Raw genomic sequence first — 16,842 nt, forward strand, 5'->3', positions numbered from 1 at the left:
TCTCTTTTATATTAAGGTAAAGAGAACAAAAAAGTGGGTAGTAAACCGGAAAAAAGTGCTGCAGCGGCTGTCATTTCGACAGCCGCTGCAGCACTTAATTGCTTTTTTAGAAGCTTTTACCTAAGTCTTCTGCTTTTTTCAAGGCTTCATTCATTAGTTCTTCGGAACGTTCTGGTGCATAATCGATTCCTTCGATAAACAGCTGTTGAACATCTTCAATACCGATAAAGTTAAGAATACCTTTTACGTATTGTGAAGAGAAATCGTTTCCGCCGTATACACCGCCGTTAGACTGGATATGAAGTACGCTTTTTCCTTCAGCAAGGCCTTTAGGACCTTCTTCTGTATATTTGAATGTTTTGCCTGCAACGTTAATTGTATCAATCCATGCTTTTAGACGGGTTGGTACATTCAAGTTCCAAAGTGCATTAGCAATAACAACTTTATCTGAATTGATAAACTGTTCTGTTAAATCGTTAAAGCGAGAAATTTTCTCCTGTTGTGAAGCATTCAAGCTAGTAAATTCAGAACCGGCTCTTAAGGCATTCCATCCAGATAATAGCTCTTCATCAATTTCTGGAACAGTGTCTGCATAGACATCCAGAATTTCGATTTGATCATCAGCGTTAACTGATTTATAACTTTCTAAAAATGAGTCCAAAGCCCGCACTGAGCGTGATTCTTCCTTAGTAAGTGGGTGTGCCTTAACAACTAATAATTTTGACATGTGTGTTTTCTCCTTTTCATTGTGATTCCACTACTGATAATTTGGTGCAGCAGAAATAGTTTTATGATTATTTTAGGATGCATCCGAAAACTTAAATAAAATTCAATTTATTCAGACAAAATCCATTATTAAACATTATCATTTTACTAATAAAAAGTAAGGGAAGCAATATATTTGCTTATAAGAAAATTTTTGGTAATGATTTCTAAACAGTTGGAAGAAGTGAAAGGTTTGATATTGCTGAAAAATCAAGCTATGATAGTAAAAAGAAAGAGTATGCTGCATGAATAACGACAATCCTAGAATTAGCTGAACTATATATTAGAAAGGAGAGACCTGTATGGAAGTGGAAAAAATAAATCATCCTCTGTATATCATTATGGGTCCAAGCGGATCAGGAAAAACAAAAATAACTGAGCTGGCCTTTCCCAAAGAAAGTAAAATTGTTTCCTATACCACTAGAAAAAAGCGTAAAGGAGAGCAGGAGGGACTGGATTATTATTTTGTCGATAGGGAGCAGTTTGAAGAACTAATAAATACAGGTAAGCTGATTGAATATGATGAGTATGACGGACATTATTATGGAATTGGGGTAGAAGAGATTGTTAGGAAAACTCGTAGTCGTAGTGCCTACAATGCCTTGACCATCAAAGGCTTTCGGACTCTGGCTGCCCGTTTTGGCAATCAGGTAGTTCCAATTTTTTTAGATGTCAGCAGGGAAAATAGTCAAAAACGCCTAAAACTGCGTAAAGACGACAAGCTTTCTCAAGAGAAACGACTGGCAATATTTGAGCAGGATCAGCAGATTAAAGAGCAGCTGCAGCAGTATAAAAATCTCCACGTAATTGATGGAAATCAGCCGCTGGAAAAAGTGGTTGAAGAGCTGAAGCGGATCATTGAATAATGGGTTTTAAGGAATGACTATGGTGTGGGACAAATTAAGAAATTTCTGCTTATACATTACAAGGGACGAACGGATATTTATCAGTACTTGTTTGGTTCTCAAAGTATACCTCTTCTGTTTCAATTTGATTCCTTCATAAAATCAATAAAACTGAGGAAATAAAGCAAAACAAGTGAGGAAAATCTTACTATACTTGTTTTGTTTTATTTTGTATAATTTACATTAAATATCATTTGTTATTTTAAAATAAAATATTTTTTATGAAAAAATCATGTATTTAATACATAAAACAAATAATTGGTCTAGTTGCTTGGAAAGTCTGAATCGTCGGGCTTAATTAGTTGCTCAATTCAGGACAAGTGATACAATAGTAGTGAATTGTTAGTGTGATAGGGAGGAAAATGTATGGGGACTTTTCAATTAGCAGAGGACGCCTCTTTGAATACAATTGCATTCAAAATCAATAGTAATCATGAAATGGTCAGCTTCTATAAAGATGTATTAGGGTTTACCCTGAAAAATGAAGAAAATGGACTGTCAATATTTGATATCAATAAAGATAAAAAACAGCAACTGATTTTAGAGGAAACAGATGCAATGGATCTTTCAGAAAAAGCTGAAGCTTCACTCGTGCACTATTCTGTTCAGATGGGTTCTGAATCAGAGTTTACCGCAGCCCTCCAACATTTTTCCAGCCAGGATATTTCCACAGAAGAACTCTCAAAAAATAAAAAGTTAAACGGCGTTCGTTTGGTTGATCCAGAAAAAAATGAAATTGAATTTCTTTATCCAAACAAAGCGCACGATGGCCAGAATGGTGAAACTGTTGGTAGTGGACTTGTAAAAATTTCGTTGAATACTGCAAATAAAGAGCAGAGTCAAACCTTTTATGAGAATATCTTCGGTATGAAAAAGCTTGCTGAAGACTTGCTGACGTTTAACAATCAGAAGGTTGTTTTTCAGCTGGTAGAAGAAAAGGATTATGACAATTTAGGCTGGAGTTTTTTTGTCGTTGATTTGAAAACTTCGGAAGAAATTGAGCGGCTTAGTGAACACTTGAAAACAATGAAACAGGACTTTTTTGTGGATAATAAACGGTCGATTCTGACTGTTTTTGACGTAAATGGTATCGAATGGTGGTTTGTCCGCGAATAAGCTGGATATGGAGAATAAGATGATGTATGAACAGACAAAAAACTGTATTAACAGTTTCCTGAAAGAGGGCGTATTTCCAGGTGTTTCCTACAGCTTTATACGCAATGGCAGTATAGAGTCTCAAACACTTGGATTTGCACGGCTCCTTCCTGAAAAAGAAAAGCTAACAACAGATCATCTGTTTGATGTTGCCTCCTTAACAAAGGTGATTTGTACCACAACTGTTATTTTGCAGTTGCTAGAGGAAAAGCTTATTGCACTGGATCAGCCGCTTAAAATGTATTACCCGGTATTTACGGATGACAAGATAACGATTCGACACTTGCTTACACATACTAGTGATATTCATACGTACATAAAAAATCGGGATTCATTATCGCAAAAAGAGCTAATCGAGGCCTACAATAACGTGGAATCTGGGAGTAAGCTTGGGAAAGAAGTAAAGTATACAGATGTAGGAACTATTCTGCTAGGCTTGATGCTGGAACATTTACTAAAAAAAACTGCCGTGGAGTTATTTGAGGAGCGAGTACTTAGACCACTGCAAATGACAAGCAGCTGTTTTCTTCCTGCGGCTTCTGTAAAAACCGTAGCTACAGAAGATCATCCTGTCAGAGGAATAATTCAAGGAGCGACGCATGATCCCAAAGCCTTTGTATTGTCAGAGCATGCGGGAAATGCCGGCTTGTTTACAAATTTATCAGATTTGCTGAGTTTTGCTGAAATGTACTTAAATGATGGTAGCTATAACGGAAAAACGTTTTTGAAAAAAGAAACGATTCAAGGATTGTTAAAAGACTATACACTTGCAGCTACAGGTGAGCGTTCTTTGGGCTGGGATTTGAAAGAAGGATTGAACGGCGAGCGTTTTCTTTTTCATACAGGTTACACTGGAACATTTTTATTATTAGATATTTTGCACAAAGAGGCTTTTCTTTTTTTATCTAACCGGGTTCATCCTGCAGACAACCGTCAGGCTTATATTGAAAAAAGAGATGAGCTGCTGCAGATTTATCTGGAAGAAAAAGCGAGAATGAGTTAAAATTAGCAGATAATGACTATACATTAACTATTAGAAAAGTTGCGGAGGAGTAAGTGATCATGAATCAACCTTTATTTCTAAAACCTGTTTTTCAAGAGAAGATTTGGGGCGGCAATCGTCTTCATACAGTGTTTGGCTTTGATTTACCTAACGACAAAATTGGTGAAGACTGGGCAATCAGTGCACATCCTCATGGCGTTGGCACGGTTATCAATGGCGAGTTCGCCGGTAAAAAACTGGATGAACTATGGCAGGAACATCGTGAACTCTTTGGAAATGCTTCTGGAGATGTTTTTCCTTTACTAATTAAGATTTTGGATGCAGAAGATGATTTATCTGTTCAGGTTCATCCAGATGATGCGTATGGTTTAAAACATGAAGGAGAACTAGGAAAAACTGAATGCTGGTATATCATTGATGCCGAGCCGGGAGCTTCAATTATTTATGGACATCATGCAAAGACCAGAGAAGAATTAGCTGAGATGATTCATGAAGGAAAATGGGATGACCTCTTAAAGAAGGTTCCTGTTAAAAAAGGTGATTTTTTCTATGTACCAAGCGGTACGATTCATGCAATTGGTAAAGGGATTATGATTCTGGAAACACAGCAGAGCAGCGATACAACTTATAGAGTATATGATTATGACAGAAAAGATGATAAGGGACAGCCCAGAGAGCTTCACTTGGAACAGTCAATCGATGTGACCACTGTACCGGCGAAAGAGCCTGCACTGCAGATTCAACAGCAAAACCAAGGGCAGTCAAGTCTAGTGACTTACTTGAAAACCGAGTTCTTTAATGTCTACGAATGGCTGGTTAAAGGATCATTAAAGCTGAAAAAGGGTGCACCTTATACTTTGGCAACTGTCATTAACGGTGAGGGCAGATTAGTTATTGAACAGGCTAATCCTGAGCAGAATACAACGTATGAGTTGAAGATGGGAGACAGCTTCATTCTTCCTGACGGTGTCGAAAGATGGCGTGTTGAAGGCGAGCTGACAATCATTGCTTCTGAGCCAGGCGTATAAAATCTGATTAGAAAAAAATAAAGAGTTCCCGTAGTTAGTAAAAACTGCGGGACTCTTTTTAAATAGACAGAATCGCACATTATACAAAGATAAGTAAGCTGGCAGAAGCGTAGAGAGGAAGGCTGAAATGATAAGTGAGAGAAAGTAGTGCGCCAGCTTCGATTTGTTTTAGATTATGTCACTCGTGTTACAAAGAAAATAAGCTAGTTCATCATGCTTCAGACCAATAAAATAGGCAGTGACTTCCTTTGTTATAGCTCTCTTTCCCGCAAAATAACAGAGCTCGGCCCAGAAGTCTTGATGGAGATTTTTACACCATTGGTTCAACAGGTGAATCGGCAAAGAGCTGTTAATTCTCCATTCGTTTATTAAAGTATTGATAAAAACAGCGAAGGGGATATAGTTATGTCCTCTCGCTGTTTCGTTTATTTTTTATGATTACTAGTAGCCTCATGAGTAAAGTAAATCCCTACGATGCCAAGTCGGTTGTTCGTTAAGCGGTTTGTATTCCCGCATCTTTTCCATACTTTCTTTCAAGGGCAGTATTAATGAGACGTAAACCAAGATTCTCATTTCTGGAAAGGATAGGTCCGTGAAAATATGAACCGTAGACATTTTTGTAGATAACTCCTTCGGAACCATCTTCGGCATTGTTTCCTTTGCCTTCAACAACCTTTCCTAAAGGGCGTTCCCCTTCCCCTAAGAATGTCCGTCCATTATGATTTTCAAATCCATAGTAAGTTTCGTTAAACTCCTCGTTATGAATAGTGATATCACCGATATATCGGTTGTTATCCTGACTAAGCGTGTAGTGATCCAAAGCACTGATGCCTTTGATTTTTTCACCATCTGCGCCAATGTAATAATGTCCCAGCAGCTGATAGCCGCCGCAGATAGCCAACATAACGCCATCATCTTCAATATAGCTGGTTAGCGTGTCTTTTTTTGTTTGAATATCCTGCGAAACAATAACCTGCTCAAAATCCTGCCCGCCGCCAAAAAAGACTAAATCATATTTTTCAGGATCAAACGGTTCATAAATACTGACTATCTCAGAAGTAAAGGCAATGCCGTTTTTCTCAGCAAGATATTTCAGCATCAGCATATTACCATTGTCGCCATACGTATTCAGCAGGTTACCGTAAAGGTGACAGACATGAAGTTCTTTAGACACTGTTCATTCCTCCTTGAATATAGCCTTGGACAGCAAGTGCTTTTCTAAGCTGCAGCACAGCTGTGTAAGTGGCTAAAATATACACATTTTCAGTTGGCAGTTCTTTAATAGCAGTAATGACTTTTTCCAAATCAGGAATCTCAGTAAGCTTTTCCTCAGGAATGCCAGCTACCTTTAAGCGCAGCGCCATATCTGTATGACGGTCACCGCCGGCAATCACTGCTGGAATATCCATCTCTGCAAAGGCTTCGTGATTTCCGTCCCAAATCCAGCTGACATCTATTCCGTCTGCGTAATTTGCATTTAACAAAGAAACCAAGGAGAAGGGATAGGGAGCTAAGCCAATCATATCAACAACCTGATTCAAGCCCACCGGATTTTTAACAAGTACCAGTGTACAGCGTTTATCACCAATTTGAATCACTTCCTGACGTCCAAACACTTTTTCATCGTAGCTTAATCCTGCTTTGATTTTTTCTTTATCCACACCATAATGTTCAGCCACTGCAGCAGCGGCTAAAGCGTTGTACACGTTATACATGCCGCCGACAGCTATGTCATAGGTTCCGCCGTCAATAACAAATTCAGCTGAGACATTGTCCATATGTATCATATCGGTTAGCTGAACGTCCAACTCTGGTCTATGGAAGTCACAGTTTGGACAGTAATAATTGCCTAAATTCGCGTAAGTAATCATTTTATAGTGTAAAATGTGATGACAATTAGGACATAATACGCCATCGGTATTGTAATGTGCCAGCTGTTCTTTATCAGGCAGATGGTTAAAGCCGTAGTATTTTCTTGGATTTACGGTATCCACTGAATTGAAGATTGGTGAATCACCATTGCAGAGAATCGTCGCTTCCGGTGAAGTTGCTGCTCCTTCAACAATCATTCGGTAAGTTGTATAGATTTCTCCATAGCGATCCATCTGATCACGGAAAATGTTGGTAAACAAAAACAATTTTGGTTTAATGTATTTCGTCACTTTACTTAGACTGGCTTCATCAATTTCCAGAACTGCAAATTTTTTCTGTCCTTTTTTAGCATTGGCAGAAAGAAACGTAGAAACAATTCCCTGAGCCATATTTGCTCCGGTAGGGTTTGTCAAAACATGATCAAACTCCTGTTTTAAAATATTAACGGTTAAGGCGGTTGTTAGAGTTTTTCCGTTGGTTCCAGTTACCACGACAATTTCGTAGTCTTTTGCCAATGTATCTAAAATATTAGGATCTATTTTTAATGCCAGTTGTCCCGGATAGCTGCTTCCGCCTTTAAAAAAAGTTTTTAATACCCATTGCGATGTTTTGCCGGCAGCAATCGCCACTTGACTTCTTAATCCCATAAAGTACCCTCCAATAGCTTTTTTCCATTTTTTCACGCTATATAAACCCTGTTCAAAACCCGTTATGTATACTACTGGAATTTATATATTGAAACTCCACCTATAATACCATAATTAAAAAAAAATATTAATTGATTTTTCTCAATCTTCATTGAATCGCAAGAAATCCCAAAAAACAACTATCTGCTGTTTTTTGGGATTTCTTTACTAAGATGGTTAAAATTCAAAATTGATTAACCAATAATGATTTTTTCTGAAGGGTATTCGTAGCCAAGATCTCGTGTTTCTTTGGGAATGAAAATCATTAATGTGTACAGCATGCCAATTCTGCCGATAAACATTAAGAGTGAAATCATGATTTTTCCGGTAATGCTTAAATCATCTGTAATGCCTAAAGATAAACCTGTTGTCCCAAAGGCAGAGGCAACTTCTACAATAATCGCAATCAAGGAATGCTCCTCCGTTGCAGAAAGAATAACCACAGAAAAGAAGCACATCAGAAGAGAAAGCATAAAAACAACAACTGATTTCTTTACATCATCATCATCAATTCGCCGGCCGAAGATGTTAACATTGTCTTCACTTTTAATAAATGAGTATAGATACAGACCAATGATAGCAACGGTTGTAGTCCTTATACCGCCGCCGACAGAACTTGGGCTGCAGCCAATAAACATTAGCATAGAAAAGACAATCAGTGTAGTTATTTGAAAATCCTGAAGCGGATTAATCTGAAGTCCGGCATTTCTGGTTGTCATGGAATAAAACATAGACGTAATCCAGCGGTTAGTCTCACTCATATCTGTAAATAAATGATTTCTTTCAAGCAGATAAATCAAAATAGTCCCGCCAATGAACAGGATAATGAAGGCTAGCATAGCTATCTTACTGAAAAGGGAAAAACGAAAAGGCAAGCAGCGTTTGGTTTTCTTAAAGAGCAGCCACTCGCGAAATTCCATTAAAACAGGAAAGCCAATTCCCCCGATAAAGATTAAGAACATAATGATGATCAGAAATAGATAATCATTGGCAAAAGGAACAATCGAATTACCAGTAATATCAAAGCCAGAGTTAGTAACTGCCGAGATTGACTGATAAAAGCCATAGAAAATTGCATCCTTCCAGTTTGTGTAGTAGCCGGAAATATAGAAATAAATGGAAAAGAACACACCAAACAGCAGCTGGAACCATAATAATATGGAAAAAGTAATCCGAATCAGCCGGACAATACCGCTTAGCTTTGGCTGATTCATGTCAGTCATAATGAGCTGACGCTGCTTTAAAGTAATTCTTCGTTTAGACAAAATAATGAAGGCAGTGGAGATCATCATAATACCAAGACCACCTACCTGAAAAAGAATTTCCAGTAAGATAATACCTTGATCATTAAAAATGGTATGAATATCAAAGGTGGTTAAACCTGTAACACTCACTGTACTGACAGCCATGAAAAGCATATCCAGAAAGGAAGCAGAAGAACCTGGGATTCTAAAAAATGGTAGATAAAATAAAATCAGTGAGATAGCTGTCATCAAAATGTAATAGCTGACAATAATTTGAATAGATGAGAAATGGTCACTGATGAAATGACGAAATTTTCTTTGGGAACGCCAAAGAAAGCGACTGTTGAACATAATACGCCTCCTGCAAGTAATTAAGTAAAGTATAGCAGAAAAAGCAGGTTAGGGAACAGAAAAATTACGGAATCGAACATAACATTATATTGTCATCTGCAGGAAAAAGAAAAGCGCATTGCTAAGTGCTGTCTGAAAACGGAGGCAAAGGAAAACTTATTTTATTTGGAAAAAGACAGGCAATTTTGCGAAAATACTGCTTTTTTGTTCAAAATATAGTAAAATACGAAAGGAATGAAATGAAAGGTGACAGTGAGTAATGGCACAATTATTTTTTAAATACGGCGCAATGAATAGCGGAAAAACAATTGAAATTTTAAAAGTAGCACATAATTATGAAGAACAAGACAAACCGGTTGTTATCATGACCAGTGGTTTGGATACACGAGATGGTGTGGGAAATGTCTCCAGTAGAATTGGGTTGAAGCGCAAAGCCCTGCCTATTTTTGAAGAGACAAATGTCTATGATTTGGTTAAAAGTCTGGATGCTCGACCTTACTGTGTATTGGTAGATGAATCTCAATTTTTAAGCAAACATCACGTGATTGAATTTGCTAAAGTCGTGGATGATTTGGAAATACCAGTGATGGCGTTTGGGTTAAAAAATGATTTTCGTAATGAGCTGTTTGAAGGCTCAAAATATCTGCTTCTTTATGCGGATAAAATCGAGGAGCTAAAAACAATCTGCTGGTTCTGTCATAAAAAAGCAATCATGAACTTACATTATATAGATGGGAAACCAGTGTATGAAGGTGATCAGGTGCAGATTGGCGGAAATGAAGCCTATTATCCAGTTTGTCGGAAACACTATTTCCACCCTGAAAAAAGAAAAGATCTATAGCGAAGCATATAATGGATTTGCAGCTTCATAGGTTAGTAAACAGAGTGATAGGCAAGTTAAGAGCCAAATCTAAACAAATGAAATAGACCGATAGCGTTAAAAATCGGAAAACGTGGAAAAACAATTGAAAAAATGATTATTTCAGTGTAAGTAAACGCGGCAAAAAGCTGAGCTGCACTGATTATCTAGAGAAGGAGAAATGCACATGTACGATCAGTTACAGGCGATCGAGGATCGTTATGAAGAATTAGGGGAGCTCTTGAGCGATCCGGAAGTAGTTACGGATACGAAACGTTTTATGCAGCTTTCAAAGGAAGAAGCAGGAAGCAGGGAAACAGTAGAAAACTATCGCCGCTATAAAAAAGTTGTTGAAGGAATTAAGGAAGCCGAAGAACTGCTTGGCGAAAATCTTGATGCTGAAATGGCTGAAATGGCGAAGGAAGAGCTTTCTGAGCTGAAGAAGGAAAAAGAGGTTCTTGAAGAGCGAATCAAAATTTTATTATTACCTAAAGATCCGAATGATGATAAAAATATTATTATGGAAATTAGAGGAGCTGCCGGTGGTGATGAAGCAGCGCTTTTTGCTGGTGATTTGTTCAATATGTATCAGAAATACGCAGAAAGTCAGGGTTGGAAGGCTGAAGTCTTAGAAGCAAATGTTACTGGTATCGGCGGTTACAAAGAAGTGATTATGATGATTACCGGCGAAAATGTATTTTCAAAACTGAAATATGAGAGTGGTGCTCATCGTGTACAGCGTGTGCCTTCAACAGAATCTCAAGGCCGTATCCATACATCAACAGCTACAGTTGTCGTAATGCCGGAAGCGGAAGAAGTAGAGATCGACATTGCAGATAAAGATATTCGAACAGATATTTATCATGCCAGCGGTGCCGGCGGTCAGCACGTCAATAAGACAGCATCCGCTGTTCGTTTAACACACATTCCAACAGGAGTAGTAGTTGCGATGCAGGATGAACGGTCGCAGCTGAAAAACCGGGATAAGGCAATGAAGGTTCTGCGTGCCAGAGTTTATGACATCATCCAGCAGGAAGCACAAAGCGAATATGATGCAACTAGAAAATCTGCAGTGGGAACAGGGGATCGTTCGGAACGGATTCGTACCTATAATTTCCCGCAGAATCGGGTAACAGATCACCGGATAGGTTTGACAATTCAGAAGCTGGATCAGATTTTGGCTGGGAAGCTGGATGAGATTGTAGATGCGCTGGTCTTGTACGATCAAACTTCTAAATTAGAAGAGATGCAAAATGGCTAAAACTTATTTTGAAGTCCTGAAACGGGCTTCTTCTTTTTTAAAAGAGCTGGGAAAGGACGATTATGCTCCATACTATCTTCTATTTGAACGAAAAGGCTGGAATAAAACGGATTGGCTGCTTCATATGAAGGATGAGATTCCTGATGTGGAAGAAGCACAGATTCATGCAGATTTGAATAGCCTGCAGCAGGATTATCCGCCCCAGTATTTGCTAGGCTATAGTGAATTTTATGGGCATCGTTTTGTGGTCAGTGAAGATACGCTTATCCCGCGTCCTGAAACAGAAGAGCTGGTGGAATATTGTCTCAATGAGAATTTGCAGAATAAGCTAACCGTTGTGGATGTAGGGACGGGGACAGGAGCAATTGCAATCAGCCTGAAGCTGGCACGTCCTGATTGGCAGATTACTGCGGTGGACCTTTCGAAAGAAGCGCTGGCAGTTGCGGCACAAAATAGTGAAGCACTGGCAGCTTCGATAGAGCTGGTTTTAGGGGATGGACTTGCTCCAGTTCTGAATAAGGAGATAGATATTCTTATTTCCAATCCGCCGTATATTAGTTTAACAGAATGGCAGCTGATGGATCAAAGTGTGAAAAAGTATGAGCCGAAGCAGGCCTTGTTTGCAGAAGATGATGGATTGGCAATATACAAGCAGCTTGTGAAGGAGGCAGCGAACTGCCTTAAACCAGCAGGCAAGATTTATTTCGAAATTGGTTTTCAGCAAGGGGCGGCAGTGAAGGCTCTTATTCAGGAAAAATTTCCAAATAAACAGGTTCGTGTCGAGAAGGATCTTTCAGGAAATGACCGGATGGTGATTGCTGAATAGAAACAATTGAAAAAGTAAGGAAGATGGAAAATGGAAACCAGATGTTTTACAAAAAATGATATAGACGAAGCTGCAGTGTATCTGAAGCAGGGCGAACTGGTAGCTTTTCCCACGGAAACGGTTTATGGCTTGGGCGCAAACGCACTCTCTGAAGCTTCAGTAAAGCAGGTGTATCAGGTGAAAGGACGTCCCAGCGACAATCCGCTGATTGTCCATGTAAGCGGATTGGAAATGCTGCTGTGCTATATTGATCAGCTGCCGGAAACAGCTGAAAAGCTGATACACCATTTCTGGCCGGGACCGCTGACATTGATTTTGCCGTTAAAGACCGGCAGCTTTTCTTCCTCTGTCACAGGAGGCTTAGACACCGTCGCATTTCGGATGCCTAATCATTCGCTGACCCTAAAGCTGATTGAAGCTGCAGGCATACCAATTGTTGGTCCAAGTGCAAACACTTCAGGAAAACCAAGTCCGACAACAGCTGCACACGTATATCACGATTTGAACGGAAAAATTTCTGCTATTTTGGATGGCGGACCTACTCAGATTGGTGTAGAATCAACGGTTTTAGACTTAACGGATAGCTCAGGAACCCCACTTATTTTACGGCCAGGTGCTGTGACGAAAGAAGCGCTGGAACAAGTTGTGGGGCAGGTATCAGTGGATAAGCATTTGCTCACCGAGAACGAAGCACCTAAAGCCCCAGGAATGAAGTATAAGCATTACTCTCCTAGTACCCCGGTTTGGATTGTTCAAAATGATGAGCAAAGCTGGCGGGCAGCCGCAGATTGGGCGGAAAAAAATCAGAAAAAGCTAGGTATCTTTGCCAGTAAAAAAATACTTGAATTGCTAAACGATAAAAAGATAGTCGGTTATTCTTTTGGTGAAGAGGGTGTAGAGCCGGCAACGAAATACTTGTTTTCAGGACTACGTTCCTTAGATGAAAAAGAGCTGGATTTGATTTTTGTGCCTGCTTTTCCAGAAATAGGACTGGGGACTGCATATATGAATCGTCTGAAAAAAGCAGCGGATCAAAATTTTTTCAAAATCTGATGGCTTTTTTAGGTAGAGGGGAATTAAGTATGATACAATCGAAACAAGAAATCGAATGAGGTGTTGTCTAAAATGAATTATCAAGAGTATGATCCAGAGGTTTGGGAAGCTATTGGAAAAGAGAAAGAGCGTCAAGAGAATAATTTGGAGCTAATTGCATCGGAAAATGTGGTTTCTGAAGGCGTTATGGCTGCACAGGGAAGTATTTTAACCAACAAATATGCAGAAGGCTATCCGGGAAAACGTTATTATGGCGGCTGTGAATTTGTTGATGTAGTTGAAACGCTGGCGATTGAACGAGCAAAAAAACTGTTCGGCTCTGCCTTTGCCAATGTGCAGGCACATTCTGGGTCACAGGCAAATACAGCGGCTTATCTATCTTTGGTTGAACCAGGAGATACAATCATGGGGATGGATTTATCAGCAGGGGGACATTTAACCCATGGCTCACCGGTTAACTTTAGCGGAAAAACGTATAATTTTGTCAGCTACGGTGTTGATCCGGTGACGGAAGTCATTGATTATAATGTTGTACGTATTCTGGCACGTGAACATCAGCCAAAATTAATTGTTGCTGGAGCTAGTGCGTATTCCAGAACAATCGATTTTGAAAAATTCCGTGAAATCGCTGATGAAATCGGCGCAAAATTAATGGTGGATATGGCACATATTGCCGGACTGGTTGCAGCTGGACTGCATCCTAATCCAGTTCCTTTTGCCGATATTACAACCTCTACAACCCATAAAACACTGCGGGGACCTAGAGGCGGTCTAATTTTGACAAATGACGAGGAATTAGCTAAAAAAATCAACAGCAATATTTTTCCTGGTATTCAGGGTGGTCCGTTAGAACATGTAATCGCTGGTAAAGCAGTGGCATTTAAAGAAGCACTTGATCCTGATTTTAAATATTATAGTGAACAAGTAATTGAAAATGCCAAAGCAATGACTAAAGTTTTCAACCAGTCACCTGAAGCCCGCTTGATTAGCGGTGCGACGGATAATCATCTGCTGCTGATTGATGTCACTGGTTTTGGACTAAATGGTAAAGAAGCAGAGAAAATTTTGGATACAGTGAATATTACAGTGAATAAGAATTCCATTCCTTTTGAACAGCTTAGCCCGTTTAAGACAAGTGGAATCCGAGTAGGGACACCTGCGATTACTACTAGAGGCTTCAAAGAAGAAGATTCTATCGAGGTGGCAAAACTGATTATCAAAGCTTTGAAGAATCATACAGATGAAGCTGCCATGACTGAAGTCAAGGACGCTGTGAAAGAGCTGACAGAAAAATATCCGTTATATAAAAAGTAAACGAACGATTTATTTGATTTGAAATGTTATAGGTTCTGTATCAAAATATGTTGTCAGGACTGAAAATTGAATGAAATCTTAGCACTTGAAACAAAAGCAGAAAATATCTGACTTTGTTTCAAGTTTTTTTGAGAAAGGAACTTCAAAGGCTTTCCTGTGAAGCCATGGGATATTGGTAAAAAGCTTCCTTTTAGCATTGTAAAAAAACAGTTTAAATAAGATTTTATCACTGGTGTTGCAGAAATATAGTCAGAATAATCTGAAAACACCAACCTGCTGAAAATGGAAAAGGAGAATTTTTAGAATGGCTCTAAAATCAAGCTTTTTACTATACTAATCAAAGTTTTTGCTGGTTCGTTTAGTTTTCTCAGATAAAGAATCAAACGTTATTGTAGAAAAGCATTTCTGAAAAGATGTTTTTGCGTTATACTCTTTCATGTGGTAATCCTTTTTATTGGTCTTGGATAAGTCATCCAAGAGTAGTATAAAGGACTTTTTTGTCTATGGATAGTTATGCTTCAGAACCAAGAACGGGCAGTGTCAAAAGCAAATAAGGAATTACAAGCTGCTTTTCAAGTAAGTTACAGCTTGTTTGACTTCATTTAGGAAGGAAATCGGCCAGGGCTTTCCGCCGAGTTGCTTCCGGCTCACTACCTATTCTATTGGTCTGAAGCATGCTTAGCCATTTATTTTTCTTTGCAACACCACTGAGATTTTATATGTAAATAAATATTTAACAAGCACATATTTCTGATTAGCACATTAGAGAAAACAACAGCGCTCAAAAGTTTGAACGCTGTTTTTGGTTTGTTAAAAGAGCTTGTGTATTCATAACTTTAAAGCAGTTATCCTATTGCTGCGTATAAATTATAAATATTAATGAGCAAGACTAGTAGAACGATGAGGCTATAAAGCTTTTTCACTTGAACCTCTGTCATTCGACTGCTTAGCAAACCACCCAGCCAGCCTCCCAACAAGGCTGCTGGAATTACAGCCCATAAAATTGACAGGTCGTAGGAATAGAAGCCTACACTTAGTCCAACACTGGAAAGCTTTGCAATTTGAGAAAAGAAAATTGTAACGATGGAATACACAGTTGCCATTTTGATATCCATGCCAAAAAAGAAAATAAGAGCAGCTACATTGATTGGTCCGCCGCCGATTCCCAAAAAAGTAGAAAGAATCCCCAGAAAAAGTCCGATGATTAAATAAAGCCACTTACTGGAAAGCGCTAGTTTTTTTTGCCCCCATTGATTATAAAAAAGAACAATGAGTAATGTAAGAATCATTAAGACATTCTGAATGATTTGAACCTGATTGTCTGATTTGAAAAACTCGAGCAGCCGATTTAACAGACTGTCACCGAGAACACCTCCCAATAAGGAACCCATAGAGATTGCCAGCGCTCGGCTAAAATCAATTTGAATTCCATCCTTAAGCTGTTTATAGGTTGAAGAAATGGACATGGTAAAAACAGCGGTACTGGAGTAAAAAGCAATCGCGCTTAACGAATGGAGTCCAATAAAATCCAGCACGGGCTTGATGATTACACCGCCGCCCATACCAGAAATAGCACCAACTGTATTAGATAGAACAATCGTAATAAAGTAGATAAGTAAAGTTTTCATATAATTAGCCTTTCATTTTTTTTATAAGAACTTTTTCAAAGAAACACGAGCTAAAATCAAAAAGTTAATAAATCTTATCAAACACTACTTTCTATTCATGGAAAACAGATATTGCTTTAGCTGCTGTTGACTGGATTAATAAATCCATATCTAATCCATTTAGTTTAGTTTTAGGCAACTTAGAATGCTAGAGGTACAGGAAATAAAATTTGTAGTTACTTATCCAGTATATCATGAAAACTTCCCAGTATTTATTAGAAGGTTGATGAGGACAAAGTTGAGGTGGAAATGGGCGTTTGTTGATTGGAAGTAAATTTTATCTAATTCAAATCAATCAGATGTATCACTAAGTGAATGAAAATTTAACATGAATTGTTTAAAAGAAGTAGTGAAGGCTCAAACTAGGACTAGAGCGTGTCCAAAAACACTAGCGGGGAATAGAGCTTCGAGGGTGTGCTGGACTTGTCGGCAGAAAAAACCTTTATGAGCTAAATCAGTGTTTTTTTCTTGATTGTGACAATTATCCTTGAGCATTCGGATATCACATTACTTTTCAGACACGTCCTCATTTTGATAAATAACAACATAACTTGTAAGATAACTCGTTCAGTAAACTAGTCTTGTTGCTTTTTTACTAATCTAGAAAGCGCGGATTAATGGCAGTTTATGACAGAAGATTGAGCCTGAAAAGAATGATGGTTCATTTGATAAAAATAATGAGTCTGCGCTAGTAATTACAGATTTTAAAGCATGTTGTGTTATGCACTTAGCTGGGAAAATCCGAAGAAATATGTAGATGATTTTTAACTTGATTTCAGCAGAAGAATTTGAAACAATTATGCCGCTTATAAAGGCGTTGAGTAAGGGTTTATTTTAGCTGGTGTCTACTAAA

At 38.6% G+C, this 16,842-nt stretch carries 14 protein-coding genes; 9 read left to right on the forward strand and 5 right to left on the reverse strand.

Going from position 1 to position 16,842, the window contains the following annotated elements; all coding sequences use genetic code 11:
* Positions 1–106 precede the first annotated feature (106 nt).
* A complete protein-coding gene (locus ACYSNQ_RS09645; protein ID WP_426082842.1) occupies positions 107–727 on the reverse strand; it encodes an FMN-dependent NADH-azoreductase in 621 nt (206 codons plus the stop codon).
* A gap of 340 nt (positions 728–1,067) precedes the next feature.
* Here ACYSNQ_RS09645 and ACYSNQ_RS09650 point away from each other — a divergent pair, with 340 nt between their 5' ends.
* The 4 genes from ACYSNQ_RS09650 to manA all read left to right on the forward strand — a co-directional run bounded on the left by ACYSNQ_RS09650 (position 1,068) and on the right by manA (position 4,856).
* Positions 1,068–1,631 carry a guanylate kinase gene (locus ACYSNQ_RS09650; RefSeq protein ID WP_426082843.1) on the forward strand — a complete coding sequence of 188 codons (564 nt, stop codon included), beginning with the start codon at positions 1,068–1,070 and terminating at the stop codon, positions 1,629–1,631.
* Positions 1,632–2,036: 405 nt separating this feature from the next.
* Positions 2,037–2,786 carry a CppA N-terminal domain-containing protein gene (locus ACYSNQ_RS09655; RefSeq protein WP_426082845.1) on the forward strand — a complete coding sequence of 250 codons (750 nt, stop codon included), beginning with the start codon at positions 2,037–2,039 and terminating at the stop codon, positions 2,784–2,786.
* A 22-nt stretch (positions 2,787–2,808) separates the two neighbouring features.
* Positions 2,809–3,828, forward strand: a complete 1,020-nt coding sequence (locus tag ACYSNQ_RS09660) for a serine hydrolase domain-containing protein (protein WP_426082847.1) — start codon at positions 2,809–2,811, stop codon at positions 3,826–3,828.
* Positions 3,829–3,887: 59 nt separating this feature from the next.
* Positions 3,888–4,856 carry a mannose-6-phosphate isomerase, class I gene (gene manA / locus ACYSNQ_RS09665; RefSeq protein ID WP_426082849.1) on the forward strand — a complete coding sequence of 323 codons (969 nt, stop codon included), beginning with the start codon at positions 3,888–3,890 and terminating at the stop codon, positions 4,854–4,856.
* 493 nt (positions 4,857–5,349) lie between these two features.
* Here manA and ACYSNQ_RS09670 read toward each other — a convergent pair whose 3' ends face one another.
* The 3 genes from ACYSNQ_RS09670 to ACYSNQ_RS09680 form a co-directional block, all read right to left on the reverse strand.
* A complete protein-coding gene (locus ACYSNQ_RS09670; protein ID WP_426082851.1) occupies positions 5,350–6,030 on the reverse strand; it encodes a type 1 glutamine amidotransferase in 681 nt (226 codons plus the stop codon).
* Positions 6,023–7,375, reverse strand: a complete 1,353-nt coding sequence (locus ACYSNQ_RS09675; RefSeq protein WP_426082852.1) for a DUF1727 domain-containing protein — start codon at positions 7,373–7,375, stop codon at positions 6,023–6,025. Before ACYSNQ_RS09675 ends, ACYSNQ_RS09670 begins: the two co-directional genes overlap by 8 nt.
* A gap of 233 nt (positions 7,376–7,608) precedes the next feature.
* Positions 7,609–9,009: a TrkH family potassium uptake protein gene (locus ACYSNQ_RS09680; RefSeq protein WP_426082854.1), complete on the reverse strand. Its 1,401-nt coding sequence runs from the start codon at positions 9,007–9,009 to the stop codon at positions 7,609–7,611.
* A 259-nt stretch (positions 9,010–9,268) separates the two neighbouring features.
* On the opposite strand from ACYSNQ_RS09680, the gene ACYSNQ_RS09685 reads away from it, so the two are divergent.
* From ACYSNQ_RS09685 to glyA, 5 genes are all read left to right on the forward strand, one after another.
* Entirely contained in the window at positions 9,269–9,850 is a 582-nt protein-coding gene (locus ACYSNQ_RS09685; RefSeq protein ID WP_426082856.1) for a thymidine kinase, read from the forward strand.
* A 205-nt stretch (positions 9,851–10,055) separates the two neighbouring features.
* Positions 10,056–11,129 (forward strand): peptide chain release factor 1, encoded by a 1,074-nt coding sequence (prfA, locus tag ACYSNQ_RS09690; RefSeq protein ID WP_426082858.1) that lies wholly within the window; start codon positions 10,056–10,058, stop codon positions 11,127–11,129.
* Positions 11,122–11,955 (forward strand): peptide chain release factor N(5)-glutamine methyltransferase, encoded by an 834-nt coding sequence (prmC, locus tag ACYSNQ_RS09695; protein ID WP_426082860.1) that lies wholly within the window; start codon positions 11,122–11,124, stop codon positions 11,953–11,955. The genes prfA and prmC overlap by 8 nt, the downstream gene beginning before the upstream one ends.
* Before the next feature lie 30 nt (positions 11,956–11,985).
* A complete protein-coding gene (locus ACYSNQ_RS09700; RefSeq protein ID WP_426082861.1) occupies positions 11,986–13,008 on the forward strand; it encodes an L-threonylcarbamoyladenylate synthase in 1,023 nt (340 codons plus the stop codon).
* 72 nt (positions 13,009–13,080) lie between these two features.
* Entirely contained in the window at positions 13,081–14,322 is a 1,242-nt protein-coding gene (glyA, locus tag ACYSNQ_RS09705) for a serine hydroxymethyltransferase (RefSeq protein WP_426082862.1), read from the forward strand.
* Positions 14,323–15,167: 845 nt separating this feature from the next.
* On the opposite strand, the gene ACYSNQ_RS09710 is transcribed toward glyA, so the two are convergent.
* Positions 15,168–15,950 carry a sulfite exporter TauE/SafE family protein gene (locus tag ACYSNQ_RS09710; RefSeq protein ID WP_426082864.1) on the reverse strand — a complete coding sequence of 261 codons (783 nt, stop codon included), beginning with the start codon at positions 15,948–15,950 and terminating at the stop codon, positions 15,168–15,170.
* Positions 15,951–16,842 lie beyond the last annotated feature (892 nt).

The sequence above is a fragment of the Enterococcus sp. LJL51 genome, assembly GCF_054871795.1.

What these genes read in the sequence shown, in the direction of transcription:
- ACYSNQ_RS09660 (WP_426082847.1), top strand. Translation starts at nt 2,809, where the DNA reads ATGTATGAACAGACAAAAAACTGTATTAACAGTTTCCTGAAAGAGGGC.
- ACYSNQ_RS09680 (WP_426082854.1), bottom strand. Translation starts at nt 9,009, where the DNA reads ATGTTCAACAGTCGCTTTCTTTGGCGTTCCCAAAGAAAATTTCGTCAT.
- glyA (WP_426082862.1), top strand. Translation starts at nt 13,081, where the DNA reads ATGAATTATCAAGAGTATGATCCAGAGGTTTGGGAAGCTATTGGAAAA.
- ACYSNQ_RS09645 (WP_426082842.1), bottom strand. Translation starts at nt 727, where the DNA reads ATGTCAAAATTATTAGTTGTTAAGGCACACCCACTTACTAAGGAAGAA.
- ACYSNQ_RS09685 (WP_426082856.1), top strand. Translation starts at nt 9,269, where the DNA reads ATGGCACAATTATTTTTTAAATACGGCGCAATGAATAGCGGAAAAACA.
- manA (WP_426082849.1), top strand. Translation starts at nt 3,888, where the DNA reads ATGAATCAACCTTTATTTCTAAAACCTGTTTTTCAAGAGAAGATTTGG.
- ACYSNQ_RS09675 (WP_426082852.1), bottom strand. Translation starts at nt 7,375, where the DNA reads ATGGGATTAAGAAGTCAAGTGGCGATTGCTGCCGGCAAAACATCGCAA.
- ACYSNQ_RS09700 (WP_426082861.1), top strand. Translation starts at nt 11,986, where the DNA reads ATGGAAACCAGATGTTTTACAAAAAATGATATAGACGAAGCTGCAGTG.
- ACYSNQ_RS09655 (WP_426082845.1), top strand. Translation starts at nt 2,037, where the DNA reads ATGGGGACTTTTCAATTAGCAGAGGACGCCTCTTTGAATACAATTGCA.
- ACYSNQ_RS09650 (WP_426082843.1), top strand. Translation starts at nt 1,068, where the DNA reads ATGGAAGTGGAAAAAATAAATCATCCTCTGTATATCATTATGGGTCCA.
- ACYSNQ_RS09710 (WP_426082864.1), bottom strand. Translation starts at nt 15,950, where the DNA reads ATGAAAACTTTACTTATCTACTTTATTACGATTGTTCTATCTAATACA.
- prfA (WP_426082858.1), top strand. Translation starts at nt 10,056, where the DNA reads ATGTACGATCAGTTACAGGCGATCGAGGATCGTTATGAAGAATTAGGG.
- prmC (WP_426082860.1), top strand. Translation starts at nt 11,122, where the DNA reads ATGGCTAAAACTTATTTTGAAGTCCTGAAACGGGCTTCTTCTTTTTTA.